At 31.3% G+C, this 22,921-nt stretch carries 30 protein-coding genes and 1 riboswitch; of the genes, 4 read left to right on the forward strand and 26 right to left on the reverse strand.

All coding sequences use genetic code 11. The features are described 5' to 3' along the window. Positions 1–2: 2 nt before the first annotated feature. From LQ675_RS02920 to LQ675_RS02945, 6 genes are all read right to left on the reverse strand, one after another. On the reverse strand, positions 3–698 hold the full coding sequence (locus tag LQ675_RS02920) for a methionine ABC transporter permease (protein ID WP_025904371.1): 696 nt from the start codon (positions 696–698) through the stop codon (positions 3–5). Then, entirely contained in the window at positions 691–1,716 is a 1,026-nt protein-coding gene (locus tag LQ675_RS02925) for a methionine ABC transporter ATP-binding protein (protein WP_058591562.1), read from the reverse strand. The genes LQ675_RS02920 and LQ675_RS02925 overlap by 8 nt, the downstream gene beginning before the upstream one ends. Before the next feature lie 76 nt (positions 1,717–1,792). After that, positions 1,793–1,899, reverse strand: a riboswitch (SAM riboswitch). 29 nt (positions 1,900–1,928) lie between these two features. Continuing rightward, positions 1,929–2,252: a thioredoxin family protein gene (locus tag LQ675_RS02930; protein WP_048540213.1), complete on the reverse strand. Its 324-nt coding sequence runs from the start codon at positions 2,250–2,252 to the stop codon at positions 1,929–1,931. Then, positions 2,209–2,613, reverse strand: coding sequence for a toprim domain-containing protein (locus LQ675_RS02935; protein WP_025904368.1), 405 nt, complete (start codon positions 2,611–2,613; stop codon positions 2,209–2,211). The genes LQ675_RS02930 and LQ675_RS02935 overlap by 44 nt, the downstream gene beginning before the upstream one ends. Positions 2,614–2,716: 103 nt before the next feature. After that, entirely contained in the window at positions 2,717–3,097 is a 381-nt protein-coding gene (gene gcvH / locus LQ675_RS02940) for a glycine cleavage system protein GcvH (RefSeq protein WP_025904367.1), read from the reverse strand. Positions 3,098–3,164: 67 nt separating this feature from the next. Next, complete coding sequence (locus LQ675_RS02945) at positions 3,165–3,518, reverse strand: arsenate reductase family protein (RefSeq protein WP_048540217.1); 354 nt, start codon at positions 3,516–3,518, stop codon at positions 3,165–3,167. A 141-nt stretch (positions 3,519–3,659) separates the two neighbouring features. Between LQ675_RS02945 and LQ675_RS02950 the strand changes: the two genes are divergently transcribed. Continuing rightward, complete coding sequence (locus tag LQ675_RS02950) at positions 3,660–3,980, forward strand: thioredoxin family protein (protein ID WP_037588811.1); 321 nt, start codon at positions 3,660–3,662, stop codon at positions 3,978–3,980. Positions 3,981–4,031: 51 nt separating this feature from the next. Here the strand turns inward: LQ675_RS02950 and LQ675_RS02955 are convergent, their stop codons facing one another. From LQ675_RS02955 to LQ675_RS02965, 3 genes are all read right to left on the reverse strand, one after another. Then, complete coding sequence (locus LQ675_RS02955) at positions 4,032–4,571, reverse strand: nitroreductase family protein (RefSeq protein ID WP_239726621.1); 540 nt, start codon at positions 4,569–4,571, stop codon at positions 4,032–4,034. A gap of 129 nt (positions 4,572–4,700) precedes the next feature. After that, positions 4,701–5,438: a type I 3-dehydroquinate dehydratase gene (aroD, locus tag LQ675_RS02960; RefSeq protein ID WP_058591564.1), complete on the reverse strand. Its 738-nt coding sequence runs from the start codon at positions 5,436–5,438 to the stop codon at positions 4,701–4,703. A gap of 112 nt (positions 5,439–5,550) precedes the next feature. After that, positions 5,551–5,964, reverse strand: coding sequence for a universal stress protein (locus tag LQ675_RS02965; protein WP_048540223.1), 414 nt, complete (start codon positions 5,962–5,964; stop codon positions 5,551–5,553). A 271-nt stretch (positions 5,965–6,235) separates the two neighbouring features. Between LQ675_RS02965 and LQ675_RS02970 the strand changes: the two genes are divergently transcribed. Continuing rightward, the gene (locus LQ675_RS02970; RefSeq protein WP_048540225.1) at positions 6,236–7,030 is read left to right on the forward strand and encodes a DUF4352 domain-containing protein; all 795 of its coding nucleotides are present in this window, start codon (positions 6,236–6,238) and stop codon (positions 7,028–7,030) included. Between the two features lie 57 nt (positions 7,031–7,087). On the opposite strand, the gene LQ675_RS02975 is transcribed toward LQ675_RS02970, so the two are convergent. After that, entirely contained in the window at positions 7,088–7,270 is a 183-nt protein-coding gene (locus LQ675_RS02975; RefSeq protein WP_048540227.1) for a CsbD family protein, read from the reverse strand. An 86-nt stretch (positions 7,271–7,356) separates the two neighbouring features. Beyond that, complete coding sequence (locus LQ675_RS02980) at positions 7,357–8,319, reverse strand: DMT family transporter (RefSeq protein WP_208182794.1); 963 nt, start codon at positions 8,317–8,319, stop codon at positions 7,357–7,359. 139 nt (positions 8,320–8,458) lie between these two features. Here LQ675_RS02980 and LQ675_RS02985 point away from each other — a divergent pair, with 139 nt between their 5' ends. Next, entirely contained in the window at positions 8,459–8,875 is a 417-nt protein-coding gene (locus tag LQ675_RS02985; RefSeq protein WP_025904358.1) for an organic hydroperoxide resistance protein, read from the forward strand. Positions 8,876–8,933: 58 nt separating this feature from the next. On the opposite strand, the gene LQ675_RS02990 is transcribed toward LQ675_RS02985, so the two are convergent. The 5 genes from LQ675_RS02990 to LQ675_RS03010 all read right to left on the reverse strand — a co-directional run bounded on the left by LQ675_RS02990 (position 8,934) and on the right by LQ675_RS03010 (position 14,150). Further along, positions 8,934–10,334 carry an MFS transporter gene (locus LQ675_RS02990; RefSeq protein ID WP_058591567.1) on the reverse strand — a complete coding sequence of 467 codons (1,401 nt, stop codon included), beginning with the start codon at positions 10,332–10,334 and terminating at the stop codon, positions 8,934–8,936. Positions 10,335–10,530: 196 nt separating this feature from the next. Beyond that, positions 10,531–11,463, reverse strand: a complete 933-nt coding sequence (locus LQ675_RS02995) for a nucleoside hydrolase (protein WP_084755072.1) — start codon at positions 11,461–11,463, stop codon at positions 10,531–10,533. Between the two features lie 47 nt (positions 11,464–11,510). Further along, on the reverse strand, positions 11,511–12,683 hold the full coding sequence (locus LQ675_RS03000; protein WP_119469587.1) for a hypothetical protein: 1,173 nt from the start codon (positions 12,681–12,683) through the stop codon (positions 11,511–11,513). Positions 12,684–12,849: 166 nt separating this feature from the next. After that, on the reverse strand, positions 12,850–13,386 hold the full coding sequence (locus LQ675_RS03005) for a hypothetical protein (RefSeq protein ID WP_048539861.1): 537 nt from the start codon (positions 13,384–13,386) through the stop codon (positions 12,850–12,852). A 74-nt stretch (positions 13,387–13,460) separates the two neighbouring features. After that, positions 13,461–14,150 (reverse strand): MBL fold metallo-hydrolase, encoded by a 690-nt coding sequence (locus LQ675_RS03010; RefSeq protein WP_058591763.1) that lies wholly within the window; start codon positions 14,148–14,150, stop codon positions 13,461–13,463. Between the two features lie 143 nt (positions 14,151–14,293). Here LQ675_RS03010 and LQ675_RS03015 point away from each other — a divergent pair, with 143 nt between their 5' ends. Beyond that, on the forward strand, positions 14,294–14,695 hold the full coding sequence (locus LQ675_RS03015) for an NUDIX hydrolase (protein ID WP_078355564.1): 402 nt from the start codon (positions 14,294–14,296) through the stop codon (positions 14,693–14,695). Here the strand turns inward: LQ675_RS03015 and LQ675_RS03020 are convergent. The 10 genes from LQ675_RS03020 to LQ675_RS03065 form a co-directional block, all read right to left on the reverse strand. After that, on the reverse strand, positions 14,692–15,192 hold the full coding sequence (locus LQ675_RS03020) for a GNAT family N-acetyltransferase (RefSeq protein ID WP_058591571.1): 501 nt from the start codon (positions 15,190–15,192) through the stop codon (positions 14,692–14,694). The two genes, LQ675_RS03015 and LQ675_RS03020, sit on opposite strands and share 4 nt — an antisense overlap. A gap of 149 nt (positions 15,193–15,341) precedes the next feature. Continuing rightward, on the reverse strand, positions 15,342–16,970 hold the full coding sequence (locus LQ675_RS03025; RefSeq protein ID WP_239726620.1) for a peptide ABC transporter substrate-binding protein: 1,629 nt from the start codon (positions 16,968–16,970) through the stop codon (positions 15,342–15,344). 363 nt (positions 16,971–17,333) lie between these two features. Next, complete coding sequence (locus LQ675_RS03030) at positions 17,334–17,837, reverse strand: GNAT family N-acetyltransferase (RefSeq protein WP_107602436.1); 504 nt, start codon at positions 17,835–17,837, stop codon at positions 17,334–17,336. Between the two features lie 11 nt (positions 17,838–17,848). Continuing rightward, positions 17,849–18,355, reverse strand: a complete 507-nt coding sequence (locus tag LQ675_RS03035) for a GNAT family N-acetyltransferase (protein ID WP_048539868.1) — start codon at positions 18,353–18,355, stop codon at positions 17,849–17,851. 131 nt (positions 18,356–18,486) lie between these two features. Next, on the reverse strand, positions 18,487–19,686 hold the full coding sequence (locus LQ675_RS03040; protein ID WP_239726619.1) for a GTP-binding protein: 1,200 nt from the start codon (positions 19,684–19,686) through the stop codon (positions 18,487–18,489). Positions 19,687–19,734: 48 nt separating this feature from the next. After that, complete coding sequence (gene rpsN, locus LQ675_RS03045) at positions 19,735–20,004, reverse strand: 30S ribosomal protein S14 (RefSeq protein ID WP_025904347.1); 270 nt, start codon at positions 20,002–20,004, stop codon at positions 19,735–19,737. Positions 20,005–20,279: 275 nt separating this feature from the next. Then, positions 20,280–20,831: a hypothetical protein gene (locus LQ675_RS03050; RefSeq protein ID WP_048539870.1), complete on the reverse strand. Its 552-nt coding sequence runs from the start codon at positions 20,829–20,831 to the stop codon at positions 20,280–20,282. A gap of 184 nt (positions 20,832–21,015) precedes the next feature. Next, on the reverse strand, positions 21,016–21,504 hold the full coding sequence (locus LQ675_RS03055) for an AAA family ATPase (RefSeq protein WP_070373002.1): 489 nt from the start codon (positions 21,502–21,504) through the stop codon (positions 21,016–21,018). Positions 21,505–21,550: 46 nt separating this feature from the next. Beyond that, positions 21,551–22,090, reverse strand: coding sequence for a GNAT family N-acetyltransferase (locus LQ675_RS03060; RefSeq protein ID WP_107602435.1), 540 nt, complete (start codon positions 22,088–22,090; stop codon positions 21,551–21,553). An 11-nt stretch (positions 22,091–22,101) separates the two neighbouring features. Beyond that, a complete protein-coding gene (locus LQ675_RS03065) occupies positions 22,102–22,845 on the reverse strand; it encodes a hypothetical protein (RefSeq protein WP_107602434.1) in 744 nt (247 codons plus the stop codon). Positions 22,846–22,921: the final 76 nt, after the last annotated feature.

Genomic DNA, 22,921 nt, shown 5'->3' on the forward strand with positions numbered 1-22,921 from the left:
CCTTAACGTTTATCAATTCTTTTTACAATTAAATCTCCAATAAATTGGATGACAAAAACAATAATTAAAATAAAGATTGTTGAAATTAAAATGACGTCATTTTGATTTCGTGTAAATCCAGTTAGGTAAGCTAAGTTACCTAACCCCCCTGCACCAATTACACCGGCTATAGCAGTTGATCCAACTAAAGCAATAGCTGTAACTGTGATTCCCGATACTAAAGCAGGTAATGATTCTTTTATTAATACTTTTCGAACGACTGTCCAAGTAGTAGCACCCATTGAAACTGCCGCTTCAATAACACCTTTATCAATTTCTTTCATGCCGATTTCAACAAGTCGCGCATAAAATGGTGATGCACCAATAATCAATGCTGGTAAAGCGCCTTTAGGTCCACTAATTGTACCTAGTAAGATGTCCGTAAAAGGTAGTAATAATAATATTAAAATGATAAATGGAATAGCTCTAAATAGGTTCACAACAAATGAAACGATTGAATAGAATACACGTGAACTTTTAGATGTTCCTCTTGATGTTAAAAATAGTAAAGTTCCTAAGATTAATCCAAATACTAAAGTAAATACTGTAGAAATAATCGTCATATATAACGTTTCATACAATGCTTCCCATACAGCATCCCATCGTACGTTAGGCATCGTGACCATTTCTGTTATGATATCTCCAAATGATTTATTCACCTACGTTCACCTCTACTTTCACGCCTAGATTATTCAATTCTTGCTTAATTGCTTCTTTAGAATAATCTCCTTGAGGTAAATGAACGATCATATGTCCAAATGTACCATTTTGAGTTAATTTAACGTCACCTTCGATAACGTTAATATCGATATTATAAGTTTTTATAATTTTCGCTAACACTGGATCAGAACTTGTTCCACCAACGAAGTTTAATTTCCAAATTTCACCATTTGATTGTTCTTTCTTAAAGTCATGTAAAGTTCTTTGTAAATCATCTGCTTTAAGATCATCTTTAACGAATCGTTGTGTAACATAAGTTTGAGGGTTATTAAATACGTTAATAACTTCTCCCTCTTCAACAAACTTACCGTTCTCCATGACTGCTACGTGGTCACAAATTTTTCTAATGACATGCATTTCATGTGTGATTAATATGATAGTTAAATCCAGTTCTTTATTAATATCTACTAATAAATCTAATATTTCATCAGTAGTTTGCGGATCGAGTGCACTTGTTGCTTCGTCACATAATAAGACATGTGGATCATTAGCTAGTGCACGGGCAATACCAACTCTTTGTTTTTGCCCTCCTGATAATTGTGAAGGATATGCATTCTCGCGTCCTTCTAATCCAACTCTTTTAATGAGTGCCTTTGTTCTCTCATTAATTTCACTTTTAGATACACCAGCGATTTCTAATGGAAATGCGATGTTATCTTTAACTGTTCTAGACCAAAGTAAGTTGAAATGTTGGAAAATCATGCTTACTTTTTGTCTTTTTAATCTGAGGTCTTGCTTTGATAATTGACCGATATTCGCACCGTCTACAATTACTTCTCCCTCAGTTGGTGTTTCTAGGCCATTAAACATACGTATAAGCGTACTTTTACCTGCACCAGAAAAACCAATTACACCATATATACTTCCTTTATCTATGTTTAAGTCAACATGGTCAACAGCTGTTATGTTACCTTTTTTTGTTTTGAAAGTTTTAACAACTTTATTTAATTCGATCAAATCTGCTGCCTCCTAATCTCTAAATTAAAAACGCCTCACTCTTTAAAATAAGAGAAAGGCGTCAAAAATTGTCTTTCTCTCATCTCCAAAAGTTAACACTTTTTGTGAATTGGCACCATTTCATATTTATATGACGGTTGCCGGGCTTCAAAGGGCACATCCCTCCACCACTCTTGATAAGAGTTATTACGTATTTAATTAAATTCATACTATCATGATAAGTTTTTATCGTCAATAACTTTTTGAATATTCTCTACAATATACGGAACAGACTGAAAGGCATAAATGCGACGGATAACTTGATCTTTATGCATGATAAAAAGTACGGGTACTGACATGATTTCAAATTCTTTACAGAATTCTGGGTAAAAATTCAAGTCACACTTATTAATAGGTAATTGTGTCACTTGGTTTGCAATATCTAACATGCGTTCTGATATTTTGCACGTTCCACATGTTGGCGTATATCCAAATAATAAATGGATATCTTTATCAAAATGCTTGTATATATCGTTCAATATTTCTGTGTGTTTCATGGTAACGATACTTCCCTTTCAATACAAAATCATTCTTAACAATAAATCCATGATAGTTTAACACATTCGCTAAATATTGTCTTGGACAGCGCGCTACTTCAGAAAATGTAGAATCTATATAAATATGCTGACTTTCACTTGCATATTTCTTAAACCATTTTCTAATTTTCTTACCTTCTTTATCTTGATCTACTAAGACATATACTTGAGAACCATATATCTCTTCAAGTAGCTCATCCATTTTTTCGACACCCATCGTTCCATGGGTACAAATGATATGAACATGATCATTTAATACTTCTTCCACTCGTTTTTTATCAGAAATACCTTCTACGATTATAATCTTTTTAATCATCGCCATGAATATCACCTTCTACAAATGAGATAGTATTGCTGTTCAGTTTCATAATAAATATTTCAAAAAAACTCCATGACACATCAGTATCGTGGAGTTTAATGTTATGTTATTCACCTATCATTTCACTATAAGCGTCTGCATCTAATAATTCATCTAATTGAGCTTTATCAGATAGTTCAACTTTGACCATCCAAGCTTTATCATATGATGATTCATTAACAAACTCAGGGCTGTCTTCTAGTTCTTCGTTTACTTCAACGACTTTACCAGATAATGGTGCATATAGTTCAGAAACTGTTTTAACAGATTCTACACTACCGAATGAATCTCCACTAGTTAATTCGTCACCTTCTTCTGGCAACTCAACAAACACAATGTCCCCTAATTCTGATTGAGCAAAATCAGTAATACCGATAGTTACGATATCTCCATCTACTTTTACCCATTCATGTTCTTTTGAATATTTTAACTCACTAGGCACTGTCAAAGTAATCCCCTCCTATATGTAATTCAATTATAATCATGACATAAAGCCATTATTCAAGCAACTATTTTTATAACCAAGTTTGACGATATTCGTCTTCATTAAAACCAAGTGTCACTTTATTTCCTAAAACGGCTAAAGGTCTTTTAATTAACATGCCATCAGATGCTAATAAATCAAACTTTTCGTTGTCTGATAAATCATCCATTTTATCTTTTAATCCCAATTCGCGATATTTAGCGCCTCGAGTATTAAATAATTGATTTACATTGATGTCTGTACCATCAATGATATCTTTTAATTCTTTAGCTGTTGGTGTTAATTGAGTAATATCAATCGGTTCAAAACTGGCACCGTTCATTTCTAAGAACTTTGCTGCTTTTTTACAAGTTGTACAATTAGGATATTGATAAAATTTTATCATGTCTTTACCTCCATATGTCTATTTAATTTCATTATAACAATATTAGTACAGAACATGTAGTAATGAGTTAAATATTTTTTTAAATATTAGAAATAAGATATACTTACCTTATAATCATTATTTCTAAGGAGCAGAATAAATATGAGAACAATAAGTCAATATGCTGAATTTGAAGAGATTACACAAAGTGATGAACCAGTTGTCGTTAAATTCTTCGCAGATTGGTGCCCAGATTGCACTAGAATGAATCAATGGATCGATCCAATTATTGATGAATACAATCAATACAATTGGTATCAAATTAATCGTGACCAAGTTCCTGAAGCAGCAACTGAAAATGATGTAATGGGTATTCCAAGTTTATTAGTATTTAAAAACAACGAAAAACTTGCACACTTACATTCAGCAAATGCAAAAACACCAGAAGATGTTAAAGCATTCTTAGCTGAGAACTTAAAATAATCATATTAAAACCCACAATTGCGCTCACGAACTCATTTGTGGGTTTTCTTTTTACCATTCAGTAATTAATGATTTATTTTTTCTTTCCATCACTTTAACACTTGAATCTTTTTCAGTTAAATATAAAAATCCACATACATCTTCATCATCATGAGCGCCGACTGTTTTTCTAAATGATGGATTAAAGATAAATGCAGGTGTTTTCCAACATGAGCCCATTTCCTCATCATGCATTAATAACATTAAGTTTTGTACAAATGCGCCGATTGCCATTTGATTTTCAAGGTTTTCTTTTTGTCTTGAGTCTCGTTTTGACAATATGACAAACATGCCACCAACTTTAGTAACTTTATTAATATATTTTTCTTGTTTAGCTGGATCATTAACAAATGCCGATTCAGCAACTTCTTCAGCAAATTCAGGAATTTGTTTTTTATGAATATACACAAGTCTCCAAGGTTCTCTCATACCATGGTTCGGCGCGTATGTTGCTAAATCAACTAAAGAAAATACTTTTTCTTCGTCTATATACATTTCATAATCATAATTTTTGACGCTTCTTCTTTCTTTAATCGCTTTCTTTAATTCCATTATTTACACTCCTAATTCATTGATAATTATTATCAATTGTATCATAAAATAAAGAAGCGAGATAGAAATCTAAAATTGTCTCAAAAGATTTCTACACTCGCTTCATAATTATTATGCATAATGCAGTGATTAATTTTGATATAAAGCTAACTGCTCTTTAATATCTTTAACATGAATTTGACCTGGTGCTGCTTCTTTACCAACAAAACCGTAAGTAAATTTAGATCCAAACATACCACCAGTAATTCTTGTCATCTTACCTAATTCACCCATCGAGATACCGATTACATCAATATCCAACTTATGATAAGCTCTATTCATAGCATTTAACATCGATAATAAATGACGTTCATTTTGTGGCATCACGGCTAACTTGCCAATATTCGCACCTAACTCTGCCATTTTCTCATATGTGACAAACATTTCTTCAACATCTGGCGTCGACTTAAAGTCATGATGTGAAATAATAATTTTAACATCATGATGCTGAGCTTTTGTAATACAATTCATAAGATTATCTTCATACGTATCGAGTTGAATATCGACGTATTCAGCTTTTTTGTTACATATAATATCTTGCATAATCTTGTAATATGTTTCATGATCAAAGTCACCATGACCGCCTTGTCCTACTGAACGATAAGTGAACAAAATTGGCGCATCATGATATGCACTTTTAAATTGCTCTAATGTTTCGTTAATGTTTTCAATTGAAGTATTTTTTAAAGTGTCTGCTCTAAATTCAACAATATCTATTGAATCTTTGTGAGCATTGAGTTCTTGCACTGTTTTTTCAATATCATCTTGAGTTTCTAATGAAATCGTTGCAACGATATACGGAAACGCTTTCTTTTGTCCATCAGTCATAGTCATTCCTCCAATATGCTTCTATTTTCATTTTACATGAGTCGAGGACTTTTTTCTATGAAACGATGCATGATGATTCAAGAAATCTATTACTTAAATCAATATACTCTTACTATTTAACAATTAATACAGGAATTTTAGCTCTTTTAGCTACTTTATGGCTGACACTACCTAATACCATTTTATCTGTGTCTTCTGCTTTTCTATTACTTAACACAATAATATCAAAATCACCACTATTTGCTCTATGCACTAATTCTGTTTTAGGATTTCCTTTCGCAAATTCAATTTTATATTGAATGTTGTGTTCATGAAAATAGTCTAAGATATGCTTCATCGATTCTTGACGTTTTTCTTGTATTTCATCTAAATGAACACCCATTCTAACTGAAGCTTGTAGGTCTTTATCAGCGACCACATTAAGTAATGTAACTTCAGAACCTTCTCCGACAAGGTGATTAATTTGTTCTAAAACCTTTTGATTTTTCATTTCTGTATCAATGCCAAACAAAATATTTTTATACATATTTATCACTCCTTTATAACTATATTACCCCTTTTTGCATAAAATTTACAAATATTCATATTCTACAAAATCATTAAATATTAAAGTACTATTAAATTTTTATAAATTTAATAATAAGTCTAGATTTATTTCCCAGTTTACTATAAACTAAAAACAATTAATAATTAACACAATTGTTTATCAATAGTTGAAAACTTTCGCACAAGAATTTCGATTATATGAAAACAATAATTTTTTATTAAAATAAAGTAATGAATAAGGGGGAAATATTATGGCTAATTCTAATCAATCAGATCAGAATCCTTTTAATCAAAACACCTCAGAACAACAAAATAATCCATTTAACGAAACAAATGGTAATAATCAGCAACAACAATCGGGAGACGGTAATGGCTCTAGTATGAAACCTTGGTTATTCGGCTGTGGTGGATGTTTAGTTATATTCATTATTTTAGCTGTTATTTTAGGCGCATGTGCTGCTGGTCCAATCAAAGACCAAATCGATGAGTTTACGAACAAAACAGAAGAAAAATCAACTGAAGAGAACTCAACAGAAGAAGAAACAACTGAGGAGTCTACTGAGGAAGAAACGACTGAAGAGTCTACTACTGAAGAATCTACAACAGAAGAAAATACAGATGAAGATGATAACGATTCATCTATCGTCGATAGACAAACATCAGTTGGTAACGGGATTAGTGCAATCGGTACTAAGATTACAGTTGAAAGAGCCGAATATGTTAACCCACCATCTGATGGTACTAAACCATTAAAAGATAAAATATTAAAAGTTAACTACAAACTTGAAAACATTAATAACTCTAGCTTAATCGTTGGAGATGCTAACTTCGGTGTTACAGCTGATGGAAGCAGAGTTTCAAAATACTATGGTATGAATGACAAAAATGACGGATTCTCATTCAGTCTTAAACCTGGAGAATCTGACACTGGGTATGTATACTACGATGTTCCTGAAGCGGATCAATATGACGTACAATTACAATTACGTTCATCAGATAAACGTTACAAAATGAAATGGGAAATCGATAAAGACGATGTAAAGTAACTAAAAAGCCATTAGACAGTCAACGTGTCTAATGGCTTTTCTTATGTTAAAAATGTTTTATTTCTTAAATTTATCGATAACTTCGTTTGCTTTATCTTTAACATTTTCTACTGCTTCTTTAGCTTTACCTGAAGCTTTATCTTTTTTACCTTCAGTTTCTAAGTCTTTGTTATCTGTTGCATTACCAACTGTTTCTTTAATGTTACCTTTTGCTTGTTCGAATTTGTTTTCGTCTGCCATTTTATATCACCCTTCATTAAACTTTATTGAATGATTGACCATTCATTTATGTTTTACCCTGTGAAAGGATTTTTAAACACCTCACGTCATATTTTTTTGAAAAATTTCCCAAAAGAAATATGATCGATAAAACTATATATAAACATACCTATTATAATGAGCGCTACACCTATCATACTTAAACCATTTGGTAACGGTAAGCCTAGTAGTATCATTTCACCAATAATGGCAAATACAACTTCTAATGACTGCGTTGCTTCAACTGCTGCTAATTGTTCTTGGTTATCCTTTACAATATTTGTAGCATAGAAAAATAGAATTGTTGCGATAATGCCTGAAAATAGTGCGACGATAAATGCTTGTACAACTTGACTAGAAGAAGGTAATCCTTCTTTAAGTACGCCAACAACAAATATAACAATCCAAATAGGCAATGTGACTAAAGTCATACCAAATACACGTTCAATTGTACCGAGCTCACCGTTCACAACTTGCATCATTTTTCTATTTCCCAAAGGATAACTAAATGCTGCAATTAATATCGGTAAGAAACCTAATAAAAATAAGTTCAATTTAATCTGACTTGCTTGAGGAATTTGGATAATGATAATACCGATAAACATAATGCTTGAAATCAATAATGATCGCCATGGGATTTTATGTCTAACGATTGTTTCTTTACCATTTATCACAACTGTCTCTACAAATAATGGCGCCAATATCATGCCACAAATAATTGTTATTTGCCAAGTACCTGAAATCAACCACCCCGGGCTATACTCTGCTGAAAAAGTTATAGGTACATAAAATAATACAAAACCTACTGTACTCCATATGAACCAAGCCTTTTTCTTTTGTTGAATATGCTTTAAAACAAATTTTGTTCTTCCCTTAATGAGTACAAACAAATATAAAAATGGCAGCATAAAAATAAAACGTAAAGAGGAACTAAAATACCAACTTCCGCCATCATTAGCCATCATATGATTAACGACAAATGTAACTGCAAAAAATAAAGCTGCCAAGACACCTATTAAGATTGCTTTCATGTTGTGACCTCTCTTATTTTGATATTGTATATTATTTCATATTTCCGACAATTTATATATGCTAATTTATAATTTATAGATGATTTAAAAAATAATATACGGGTAAATAGATAATATACTTTAAAGGAGGTATTTTTTTATGGCAACTCATTATGAAACAAAAGCTACAAACACAGGTGGACGTAAAGGTCATGTTTACACTGACGATAAAGCAATCGATGTAGATGTACTACCACCACAACAAGCAGATGGTAATGCCACTAATCCAGAACAACTTTTCGCAGCAGGCTACGCTTCATGCTTCAACGGTGCTTTTGATTTAATTTTAAAACAAAACAAAGTTCGTGATGCTGAACCAGAAGTTACGTTAACAGTTCGTTTAGTAGATGACGAAAATGCTGAAAGTCCTAAATTAGAAGTAGATATTGCCGCAAAAGTAAAAAACGTATCTCAAGAAGACGCAGAAAAATATTTAAAAGCAGCGCACGATTTCTGCCCATACTCTAAAGCAACACGTGGAAATATTGACGTGAATTTAGAAGTAGAAGCTGTTTAATTGAATATAAGTCACATAAATAAAGACTGAGACAAATTTTGTCTCAGCCTTTATTTTTTTATGATTTATTTGTTTCTTCGTGATTCCACCAAAGTGCATCTTTCGGATTTTCATATACTTCTTGTAAGTCTTCTTTATTATCAACATTTGGATAAGATCCTCTTAATGACTTATTAGACGTTGTCTTAAACATAAATAAGAAGATGACAAGTCCAACGACATTAATCAATGTTAAATAATAAGATGGTGCAATTTTTTGACCAGTTGTTTCGACTAATGTTGTTAAAATAAATGGTGTTAAACCACCAAATATCGCTGCACCAATATTGTAAACAAGTGATAATGTTCTTAGTCTCACTTTTGTATAGAAAATACTTGGTAATACAGATGGCATAACACCTTCAAATGTAGACATAAACAGTGCAATGATAAATAGTCCTAAAATAACAACTGGTATTGAAGGAATACTCATTAACCAGAAGGCTAGTACTGAGAATAAACTAAATCCTATTAATCCAAATAAAATGGTGTTTTTATTCCCAACTTTATCACTGTACCAACCAAAGAAGAATACTGCTGGGATCATTGCTGCCATCGTTAACGTACTTAATAAACTACTCATCGTACCACCTAAATCTAAAGTGCCATTTAAGAATGACGGCATATATGATAATACCATGTAATTAGCAACGTTTAAAAAAGCTACACCAGCGAAACATACTATGATATCTCTCCAATATTTTCTGAAGATATCTTTATAAGAGTATTCAAGCTCTTCTTGTTCTTCAAGTGTTGTTTCATAAGCTGGACTTTCATCTAAATTATTTCTTAAATACACACCTATAATACCAAGTGGTGCAGCTATAATGAATGGGATTCTCCAACCCCAAGCTGCCATTTGATCATCACTTAATAGTGCATACATAATCCCTACTAAAGCAGCGGCTAAAATACTACCGGATAAAGTACCAATTTCAAGTCCACTACCGAGTCTACCTCTCGTCTTATCAGGTGATATTTCTGCAATATATGTCATCGCACCGGCATACTCACCACCAGTAGAGAACGATTGAATCATTCTAATAATTAATAATAAAATTGGTGCCCAAATACCAATTTGGTGTTGTGTCGGTAATAATCCTAGAGCAAGTGTAGATAAAGCCATCATAATTATTGTAGTTGAAAGGACGACTTTACGACCATGTTTATCTCCTAAATGACTAAAGAATATACCACCAATCGGTCTTACTATAAATGCAAAAGCAAATACCGCAAATGTTGATGCAAGTTGAATTTCTTTCGGCATATTACCAAAGAAATTCATACTGATAATGACGGCTAGCTGAGCGTATAGACCGAAGTCAAACCACTCTATCGCATTACCAATACCTGTTGCAACGACCGTTTTTTTCGTTTTACTGGCGTCGACAACATTAACGTTCTTTCTTTTAAACTTCATAATTATAAACACTCCCCATTTTGTCTATATAATCATATAACCTAATAAAATGGTTTTAATCAGAAAATTCAATATTTTATTAGTTGAACAGTGTTGAGTCCTATCATTATGCAATTTAAAATTTTAATTTTTCATAAAAAAACTTCATTCAGCTCGTTATTTAAACATAACGACACCGAATGAAGTGCTTATTGTGTTATATTTTTTTAGCTAATTCTGTCATGTAATCAAAGAATCCATCTCTATCAACATCATTAATGATATTAATCATTCTACCTTCATCACTTTTGAATGTTCTACCTTGACTAGGGCCATCTGTAATGACGGATACTTTTTGCGAATCTTTTTTAACGAGTTCAGGTTTCCCTACATAAGCCGTTGTTAATACATCCCATAAGAAATAAGTTGAATTTGTTACAAAATGCGTTAATGGTGGCACAAGCGCATAACATATACCTAAGAAATCAACACCTTCATATTGTCTTTCATTCGCCCATCGTTTACGTACATCTGGTGTTAAAGGTACTTTATTCGTACTTTCTAATGCTACAATATCAATCGGTAATGACGTATCAAAAACAGTCTTCACTGCTTCTGGATCCCAAAAAGCATTCCATTCAGCTGTACCATCATGTTCAGGTTCTTCAACATTACCTTTATTCAGCAATGTGCCACCCATCCATACAACTCTTTCAATACGACTTTCAATTCTTGGTTCAACTTTCAAACTTTTTGCTAAATCTGTTAACGGTCCCGTAAACAGCATCGTTACCTTTTCAGAACTATTCGTTACTTTTTCAATGATATCTTCATATGCTTCTTTTTCAGAAATTGTAGAATTTACTTCAACATCTTCATTTAATATTGGCATCGCATCTACAAAGAATGCATGCATTCTCCAATCTTTAGGAAATGGATTTTTCCCTCTTTCTTTCGAAGCTGCAATATTTAGTTTTTGTGATGAAAATCGGTTGATAATCTTACAAGAAGCATTTGTTGCAGGTTCTACATAGCTATCTGCGCCAATTGCACTTACACCAATTAAATTAACGTCTTCCATCTGTAATAATAAAAATAATGAAATTAAATCATCTACGCCACCATCATGGTTGAAATATACTGTCGTCATTTAGTTACCTCTTTCTTATGTTACGCATAAATTGTTCATTTATTTAACTAGCGTTCTTTTTGTTCATTTGAATTATTTTGAGATTGTCTTTGCTCTGTTGATCTTTCTTTTGCTTTTTGTGCTGCATCTTGAGCTGCACGATCTTTCTCTCTTTGGGCCTCTTGATCTCTTTGTTGTTGCTGTTGTTGTTTTTCACGTTCAGCTGCTGCTTGTTCATCACGTTTTTTCTGTTCAGCTGCTTGTTGAGCTTTTTCTTTTTCAGCTTCTTGTTGTTTCTGTTCAGCTTCTTCGGCTTTTTTATTCGCTTCTTCTTGACGTTTTTCTTCTTCCTCTTTAGCTGCCTTTTCTTCTTCCGCTTTCTTATCTGCTGCTTCTTTATCTGCTTTTTCTTTTGCAGCTTTATCCGCTTCTTCTTGTTTACGTTTTTTCTCATCTTCTGTAGCTTTCTTCTCTTCATCAGCGTTATTATTTGGTTGTTGAATTGTTCTTTGTTCATAAGTTGGCGCTTCTTGTGTCGAATTGATTTCTTCAGTTGGATTTTCTTCAGGTGTATTATCTTTAATGTCTTTATCATTAATGCGCCAATTAGCATTATACGTTTTCTTAGAAGTTTCATAATTCATTTTGACTTCATATTTATCAGATTCCGCTACATCATAGTATAAATAACTTGTTTTACTTTCACCTTTATCAAGTTGATGTTGAAATCCACCTTTATTGTCTTTCATACCATTAAATTGAGGTTGTACCTCATCATCAATCGTAAGTTGAAAATTAGAATTATCGATTAATTTTTTACCTTTTTCTAAATTTTTGAACTTATAATTGATTTTAAGAATTTTGCCATTTTGCGAATAAGAATAACCGTCATCTGGTTGAACAACTTCAGCTTTCGTAACAGTCACTTCTAAACCATCAACTATAATTTTCTCACCGAGTTTAATATTTTTCAAATCTTTCTTAGGTGTATCTGAAAAATGTTTAACTGCTTTAGGCTTATCCTCTTTAAATAATTGTTGATATGAATATTCTTTATCAAATGAAAGACTTACAAATATACATACAAAACTAATCACACCTATTACAAATAGTAAAATTGTGCTCACTAAATAGCTACTATACTGCTTTTCTTTAGCATATTTAACGACTGTAATAATCAAAGTCGTTATAAAGGCAATCGAAATAACAACCCATAATAACGCGAAAAGTAGACTACTCATTTTTTCTCTCCTCTACAAATGATTAATAATTTCATCATAGCATGAATTAATCAAAATAATAGTACAAAATCAAATAATTATTAACTATAACTGACCTATCTAAATATGATTTCACTTAAAAAATACAGGTTAAAAAATAATTTTAAAACCTGTTTATGTCATACCTTTATTCTTCTAATTTTTCAAATGTTATTTCATATAAGTCTTTTTCATCCATATTTACAAAATCATCAATCGAAATTCTATACTCATTAGAAGATCGCTTTTTAGAAACCTGACCATCATACTTTAACTCAATCGTCATATTCGTTTCAAAATAACGATTTTCTATTGTATTTTTAAATTCATTAAAGACTTTTTGGTTAATTGGAATTAAATAAAATTGATTATTAGGTAAAATATTTATACGTTTACGTTGCAATACTTCGTCTCCATTTAACTTTAACACGACCTCAATATTTTTAGCAGAACCCCCGCCTAAATTTAACAGCTTAAAAGCCGTATTTAAATATTCATGATCAGATGAAGTTAAATTCATCACTTTAATACCACTTTGTTTCTTCTCCAGGATAATCTGATCAAAAGATAAATAAGGAATAAATGATATTTTAATTTGGCGAATTTGAATCATGACGGATATAAAATATAGAATCGCCATAATAAATGTACCTATAGAACCAATCGCTTGAATAATATTAATCATACGCTCACCTCACAATATAACCTTGTCCTAAATTATACCCATTTGTATAGGTGTAAATCATAGATTTATTATCTTCAAGATTTCTCTAACAATCCTCCGTGGAAACAATAATATTTATCAGCATTTAAATCTTTAATTTTCTTTAGAGAGTTTTTCGCGTCTTCAATACTCATACTATATTCAGGATTTGCAACGTTTAAGCTTTCGCCTTCTTTCACAGCAGCATCTCCTGTAATAACGCTATTGACTGATTGTATGTATAATGAAATATGCCCTGACGTATGTCCTGGTGTCGCAATAACTTCCACTTCATTATTTAATATTAGTGCCCCATTTGTGACTTCTACATCAACATCGACATGTTCTAATTCTTGTAGCATATTAACAAATTCTTCGCCATATGGTTTTTCATCATCTGACATTTTATTTAATAAATCTTCAGCTTGAATCAACCTTTCTGATTTAGAATGACCACCTATATATTTACCTTCTACAAAGCTACTTATAATTTGTGTATTAGGATATTTATCTTTAAAAGCTTTTAACGCACCAATGTGGTCATCATCATAATGTGTGATAATAATATTTTTTAAATTTTCTATATTGTAATTTAATCGTTTAATTTCTAGTTCAATCTTTTCCATGAAACCTGGATAACCCGTATCAACAAGTATCAATTCTTCGTCCTGGATGATAAGTGTAGGATGTATTTCATAGTTTTCTCCTTCATAATCAAAATTTATATTTAGCTGTTCTACTTTAATAGTCATAAAAATCTCTCCTTTATAAAATGACGTATATTTATATACATTTAAAGTAATTATATGACATTTTAGTCATTTAATCATAAAATAATATTTGTATAACTTTTGATTATATAGAATCTAATTTTTATAGGAGGATACTTATGGTTCCAAAACATATTGTTTCTGCAGCTTGTATTGTATTAAATGACGAAGATAAAATATTGCTCATTAAAGGTCCTAAACGTGGCTGGGAAATGCCTGGTGGTCAAGTTGAATTGGACGAGCCTTTATATGATGCTGCAATTCGCGAAGTTAAAGAAGAATCTGGTGCTGATATCGAAATTACAAGATTTTGTGGTATCTTTCAAAATACGAAAAGTTCTATCTTCAATACTTTATTTTTAGCGCGTTATACAGGTGGCACACTTCAAACAAGTGATGAAAGTTTAGAGGTAGGCTTTTTTACTTATGATGAGGTTATGAATATGGTTACTTGGAAAAACTTTAAAGAAAGGTTCGAGTACTGTTTAAATCGTACTGAACCTTTTGTTGTTTCATTTTAATATTCTTCTTTTAAAATGCTATAAATCAATGAATCTCTGTAGCCATCTTTAAGCTTTGTATCTTGTCTTAAGATGGCTTCATGTTTCATACCTAACTTTTGTAGAACAATTTCAGATGCTGTATTACGAATATCTGTTGATGCCCAAATTCTATTAAGTTTCAATACTTTAAAACCATACTTAATAATCGTTCTACCAATATCAGTTGCAATACCGTTACCCCAATAATCAGGATGTATGATATAGCCAAGTTCTCCACTATTATTTTTCGTATCACATACTAATTGCACTGCGCCAATGACTTTATCATAGTCTGCATCTACTATGACATTGTACATCCAATTTTCATCTCGATTTAATAACATCTCAACAAATGCTTCTGTTTCTTCATATGTTTGTGGATCCCATGCTTGATACTTACTCACTTCAGGTAAAGCATTATATGCATGAATATCTTCTATATCTGATTGTTTCAAATCTCTAGTATAGTAATCCATTTAAAATCCTCCAATGATGATATGTAATTTAATGATTGGGAATATCTTATCATAATTTCCAATCCATACAAAACTATTCTTATAATATTACTCAACTTTATGAAAAATAAAGTGCTAGGACATTAAATCATGCCCTAGCAATAAATAAATTATCTATCTAATTTTACATGTTTGTACTCTTTCGTACCTACGTAATGAATGATACGTCCGTGAACTTCTTTTTTCGTTAATCGCGCTTTACCTTTTTGATAAAGTGGGATAACCATACCATCATTCAATAACATTTCTTCACCTCTTGCGAGTTCTTGCCATCTCTTGTCTGGGTCTTGAAGTAACGAAGATTTACCTTCGTTGATAATTTTGTCGTATTCAGGATTATCATATCCCGTTTCACCTTTAGTCGTTTCACTATGGAATAAATCTAAAAATGTCATTGGATCTGGATAATCTGGTCCCCAACCAGTAATTGCTACATCATAATCACCCTTTTTAGTCAGTGCTATTTTCTGTTTGTTCGGTTGTTGTTTAATCGACATTGTTACACCAGGTAAATGTTTTTCAACTTGTTCTTTAAAATACTCTGCATCTTTCTTAGCATTATCTTGATCAAATGTTAAAAATTCTATATCAATTTTATCTTTGCCTAATGCTTTTTTAGCTTTTTTCAATGAAGCTTGTGCCTTTTTAACATCATACGTATAAGGTGCATTTACTAACTTGTTATAATCTTCTTTTTTCTCATTAGTAAACACTTTTTCAGGCGTAAATGTATCTATCGGTTTAGAACCATCATTTAAATTATGTTCTACGTAAGATTTTTTATCGATTGCTTGAGCAAGTGCAGCTCGTAAATCTTTATTTTGTAAGTCTTTATTCGTTTGCGTATTAATTTGAATATAATAAGTAGCAGATTCTAAATTCGTATTGAAACCTTCTTTATCTTTGTTAGATTCGACATTTTGCGAACTCAATTCTGTTGTATCCACTTTATCATTATTATATAAATTGAGTGCCGTTTGTTCGTCTTTAATGACTCTATAATTAATACCTTTAAGCAATACATGATCTTTATCCCAATAATGTTTGTTTTTCTTAAGCGAGTAATTATCTTCAACTTTCCAACTCTTCATTACAAATGGTCCACTATATAAAGTCTTATCAACAGTCGTCCCATACTTACTGCCTTGCTTTTTAACAAACTTCTCATTCAACGGCATGAATGTTCCAAACGTTAACAGTTCTTTATAATAAGGTAACTCTTGATTGAGCGTTAACTGTAAAGTATGATCATCAATTGCTTTTACACCCAATTCTTCAGGTTTTTTCTCACTTTTGTTAATCGCTTCAGCATTTTTAATATCATACATAATGTATGCATATTCTGATGCAGTCTTTGGATCTACAACTCTTCTCCATGAATAAACAAAATCATGTGCAGTAATAGGATCTCCATTAGACCATTTCGCATCTTCTCGTAATTTAAATGTCCAAGTCTTCCCATCATTTGATTTTTTAGGATCACCAGTTGCAATCGCTGGTTCTGCTTTATCATCTTTGTCTAAACGATATAATCCCTCTTGTGTCGCATTCATCACTTCAAAAGCACCAGCTTCAACAGCCAAACTAGAATCTAATGTCGTTAAATCAGATGGTGCAATTAAACGTAGCGTATCCTTTGAATCACCACTTGCACCATCACTATCCCCGCCACTACTACAACCAGCTAAAAATAACGCTAACACTAATACATAAATCCCCACTTTGTAAATATTTTTCATCAAATCAATCCCCTTTGTTTGTTTGATAATGTTTAATTGTGTTTATTTTAACATAATATTTTGAATATTCAATTGATTATGTTCGATTAATTTAATATAGCAACAATAACGAACTGTTATGTAGTTTGTAGAAGCGGATAAGATGAAAATAAGCTGAATCGTCTTATAGACAATTCAGCTTATTACATTTTTCGGGTCGATATTTATTTTTATCGGCCTGCAAATTCCGTTTTCGGGTCGATATTTGTTTTTATCGGCCTGCAAATCTCATTTTCGGGTCGCTATTTATTTTTATCGGTCCATATTTCTCATTTCTGGACCTTTAATTTATTTTATCGGTCCATATTTCTCGATCCATTCTCTTCACTCTATTTCATATCTCATCATGTCTTCATCATAATAATCTTTTCCATCAAATATTGCATTTGGTTCAGTAGCATATTTGTCAAAGCCGACTTTATTATAAAATTCTACTGCGCGTTGATTATTAGAAAGGACACTTAAATCAATATACTTTAAACCTGTTAACTTGGATGCTTCAATAATCAATTTATCGACTACTTTTTCAGCAATACCTGTACCTCGATAATCAGGATGACAATACATTGCCACTAAATTTCCTTTATGATGCATCTTCTTAACCGCTTCTCTATAAAAAGTAGCTACACAAACCAAGTTTTCATCTTCAAAACCACCCATAGTAAATTTTGTATCACTACATTCTAATCGCTGTTCAAATTTACTAACCGGATAATTTATTTCTATATCATATAAAGACGCAAACGCAGATGGATCTGTCTGCAAACTTAGTAATCTAAGACTTCTAAATGCATTTACATCATTTTTATTTAGTAACCTTACTTCCATCCCACCACTCCTTATTCACTAAAGTAATACACGTTGCCTTCTCCGTCGTAATTATCTAGTTCTGGATTATGTTTGAATCCTAGTTTTTCTGCTGTTTTTATTGAAGGTATATTTTCTTTTTTAGTTAATGCTACAATTTTATATTGGTTATTTGTTAGTTCTTTGACGTACTCGATTATTTTTCTACTTGCTTCTGATACGAGTCCTTGTTGTGTTTCTGCAGCTTCTATTCGATAGTAAATATTCAAATATGTTTGTCCTAATATTTCTTTATACTGCAACCCACATACACCAAATGGGAGATAGTGGTCTTTCTTAATCAAGACGTAATATCCAAATCCATGGTCTTCATAATGCTTAATCCATTGATCTAATGTTTCTCTAAATGCTTGTATTGTTGTTGCTGGACCTGCTGGGTTGTATTTTTGATTTGCTGGATCATGATGGACTTCAAATAATTTTTCAAGATATGTATATGCTGGGGGTACGAGCTTGATTCGTTCCGTTTCTAATATCATTGTAATGACTCCTTTTTAGTTACAATTTAGTTATTTAATATCATAACATTAAGCATCTCATATTGGGAGGTCATAGAAATTTTTATGCATACAAAAAAGCATGAGCAGTTACTTATGCTCATGCTTTTAACTTATACTTTTGCTAGTTGCCATTGATAAGTTTCGTTTAGCTTTGTCCAATCTGTGTCGATTTCTTCTGAATTCAATAAGCATTGATCTAATGCTTTTGTAATTTCTTCTTTATTTAAGTCACTTCCGATAATCACAAATTGTGTTTCTCTGTCACCATATTCTGGATCCCAATTTTCTTTAACTTCTGGTCTAGATCTGAGTATTTCTTGTTTCTCTTCTTCTTTCATCGCATCAACCCAAAATGTAATTGGGTGAATATTTACAAAAGATCCTGCCTGAGAAAATAGACATGCTACGTGATTATATTGAGCTAACCAAACGATACCTTTAGCTCTTATAATATTTGTTGGCATATTTTCCATCCATTGATTAAATCTTTCTGCATGAAATGGCAGTCTTCTCTTGTAGACAAATGATGATATACCATATTCTTCAGTTTCTGGTGTATGATTAGTATGGCCACCTTCTGTTAATTCTTTAATCCATCCAGCTGATTGACTTGCATCTTCAAAATTAAATAAACCTGTATTGAGCACTTCTTGAAGCGGTACATCTGCAAAACTTGTTCTGATAAATTTCGCTTTAGGCTGTAACTTTTTCAAAACGATTTCCAATTGCTTTAAATCCTTTTCTTCTACTAAATCAGCTTTATTTAAGATAAGTACATCACAAAATTCAATTTGGTCAATCAACAAGTCTGAAATAGAACGTTCATCTTCTTCACTTATACCTTGATCTCTATCTTTCAATAAATCTTCAGAATACATATCATGAACAAATCTATGTGCATCTACAACTGTAACCATTGTATCTAAACGACATATACTTGTTAAATCAATACCTAATTCATCATCTATATATGAGAAAGTTTGGGCAACAGGTACCGGCTCTGAAATACCAGTTGATTCTATTACGATTTGATCGACATCTCCTCGTTTAGCTATCTTTTCGACTTCTATTAATAAGTCTTCTCTTAAAGTACAGCAAATACAGCCATTCGATAACTCTACTAATTTTTCGTCAGTTCGTGAAATACCTCCGCCTTGAATGACTAAATCTTTATCTATATTAATTTCACTCATATCATTTACAATGACTGCAATTTTTAATCCTTCTCTATTTTTCAAAATATTATTGAGCAGCGTTGTCTTTCCAGCTCCTAAATAACCACTCAATACTGTAACTGGTATTTTATTCAACACATTTCCCCTACCTTCTATCTATTTATCCCATATAAGCATAAAATCTTACCAACTCGATTTTTTCAATCCAGGTATTTGACCTTTATGTGCGTATTCTCTTAAAGCGATTCTAGACATACCAAATTTTCTATATACACCTCTTGGTCTGCCAGTCACTTGGCATCTACGTGTAATACGTGTAGGAGAAGCGTCTCTAGGTAGTTTTTTCAAACCTTCATAATCTTTATTAGCCTTTAATTCTTCACGTTTTTCACGGTATTTTTCAACCATTTGAATTCTTTTTTGCTCTTTTGCAATTTTTGACTTCTTCGCCATTTTATATACTCCTTTTACTATTAAAATTTTTGAAATAAATCATTAGATATAAAGAGTGAGACGGTAAATGATGTCTCACTCTTTCGAAATCGTATATTAAGTAAGTAAAGTAGCCATCTCATTTCCGGAGGTAAATCGTAATGACTACGCTTTAACTATAATACATGATTTTTTATTTGGCAAGAGCAAATTTTTATTTTTCATTTAGAATTGATAATTAGAATTTAAAAAACAGAGTCTAAGACAACGTAATATGTCCTAGACTCTGCTTATCTCTATTCAACTTTCCATACATTAAATCCATGTAATTGGCTGTTTGCATCATATTTCAAATCTTCTTTACCATAAAAAGTATAGCTTTTGCCTTCTTCAAGTTTTTTATGATCATAATCTATAATATAATATGACACTTTATCGTCCCCACTACCTTTTGTAACTTCGACGATTTTATCACCTGCTTCACTATGGCTAATTTTATCAACCTTAGCATTTGTGATTTTTAACAATTCGTTATGGCTGTATGTTTCATTATTATACTTGTCATAATTAATCTCTTTAGAATGGTTCATTTTTTTCTGAACATATTCATTCGCTTGTGCTTCTGCTACGTGGTCATCGAACTTAATTTTTGAATGATTATCTTGGACAGGTTCAGTTGAAACAATTCCAACAGCACAACCTAAAGTTAAAAAGAATAATATAATGGTACTTAGCAACGGAATCCTGAACCTAGTATCTCTAATCGCTTTAACAACCGTCGTGCCTAACATCACAATAAAAGCTATTAATACTACAACTCCAATAACGCTAAATATAAAACTTTCCATTTTCATTACTCCCTTGATTTATTCACTATCATATTTGTACATATTAGAACATCTCAGCTAATATTTCATCTATTTTGTTTCAGTTTTCGAAATAAATCAATATTATGCTAAAGTATGAAAGCGTTAAGCCAGTTGCTATATAAAAGATAGGCAAATATTAAATTTTTTTATTGAAAAGTTGCTGTTATTCTTTAAAATTAATATCTTCCAACACTTTTTCCACCATATCGTTTAAACTTATATGTTCTTTTATTATTTTTTCATTTTCTAAACCTAAGTAATCATGAGCAACAAACCAGTTACTCATTTCTTCCTTACCAAATTCAGCATTTTTCTTATTCTTATGTCTTCTTAACGTTTCTTCAAAAGAGATATCATAGTAATACGTAAACACATTTTTCTTGCCTGCAAAATGTTTTCTCAGCATATCTCCATACCTATGCTCTTTAAGGATGCCCTCAATAATCATATAATCACAATTTTCCAATCCATATCTGATTAAATAATCGATAAGTTCCACTGTCTTATTATCAGGTTTATCATATAACATTTCTCTTCTAATCGTATCTTGAGAAATTAACAAAGTTTGAAATCCTATTCTGTTTTGTAATTCTTTTGCTAAAGATGACTTCCCACTTCCTGAATTCCCTCTAATTATAATAACTTTTGTCATTTTCCATCGCTTCTTCTTGTAATTTATTAGTATGATTGGTCTCTTGCTACAATTGATTGATATTAAATTCAGATTTTAGAATACCCATATGAATATCGTTATAGTATTCACCTTTTATAAATGCACTATCACGTTCTTCTCCCTCAATTATAAATCCTACTTTTTCATATGCCTTAATTGCACGAGCATTATATTTCAATACTCTTAAGTAAATTTTATGTAATTTCAAATATTCAAACCCATAATTTACTACAGCTGCTGAAACTTTAGTTCCAATTCCCATAGACCAATATTCTGGATTAAATATCCCTATTGCAAATTTTGCTTTGTTATTAATATCATCAATAACTAATCTAACTTGCCCTATAAATTTATCTTGGCATACAATTGCCCATTCGTAGGGTTCACTCTGAATTTCTTTAATTAATAAAGCTGCTTTTTCCTTTGATTTTGAAGTTCTATAATCCATTGTTAATCCATACATCATTAATAGTTCTTTATTAAAAGGAACTGAAAGATAATCATCTATATCTTTTGTTTCTGCATTTCTTAATATTACATCTTGATTTATATATATTTTATCCATATAATACTCCCTTATTTCCTAAATAGGTATTCACTTAATTTTTGTTTTTTTCCTTCTTTATTCCATTGTTGATATTGTTTGATCATCTTATGAATGTTGCCTTCATAGTAGTTTTCAACTAAATCAACTATTGCTAAAAAGCTTTTCCAGTAATGAAACATGACATATGCATTATCATTACTTTTATAAATTTCATTTGTGAATGATTCTAAATTATTTTCATCATATTTTGATTTGTAGTAATTAAATAATTCTGTTTCATACTGTATAATTTCTTTAAATTCTTTGTCATTATATAAATAATACCTTGGTAAGAAAGTAACCAATCCTTCTTCAAACCATAAGTCATCTGATGATATATCAAGATCATCAAATTCTGTTAAAAAGAAGTCACAATGGTGCGTAATTTCATGACCTAATATGCACAATATTTCTTTTTCTAAATAGTTATTTAATATTTTTTGAGTCTTTTCAGACATGTCACTTTTGATTTGACCATTTAAAAAGGTCTTCCAGCTTTCTTTTTCAATATTCATAAATATACCTTTTTCATTTGTAAACGCTGGTACATTCTTCTTAAATACATGCGTCATTACATAATCACTTGTCCATATGACGTGTTCTGGCATGTCATTTAATTCGTAATTTTTTTTCAGAATATCAATATAATTTTCAATTTTATCTATAAAATATTTTGCTGTTTTTTGAGTTTCTTCAATATCATTTAGTTCATCCATCATAAAAATAGATTTCATGTGTTTATCCCCTTACAAATATCAATAAATATAGTATTAGTATTCATATTATAACAATATTCATCATCTTTTTATT

The sequence above is a fragment of the Mammaliicoccus sp. D-M19 genome (assembly GCF_022386695.1).
GTDB lineage: Bacteria > Bacillota > Bacilli > Staphylococcales > Staphylococcaceae > Mammaliicoccus > Mammaliicoccus sciuri.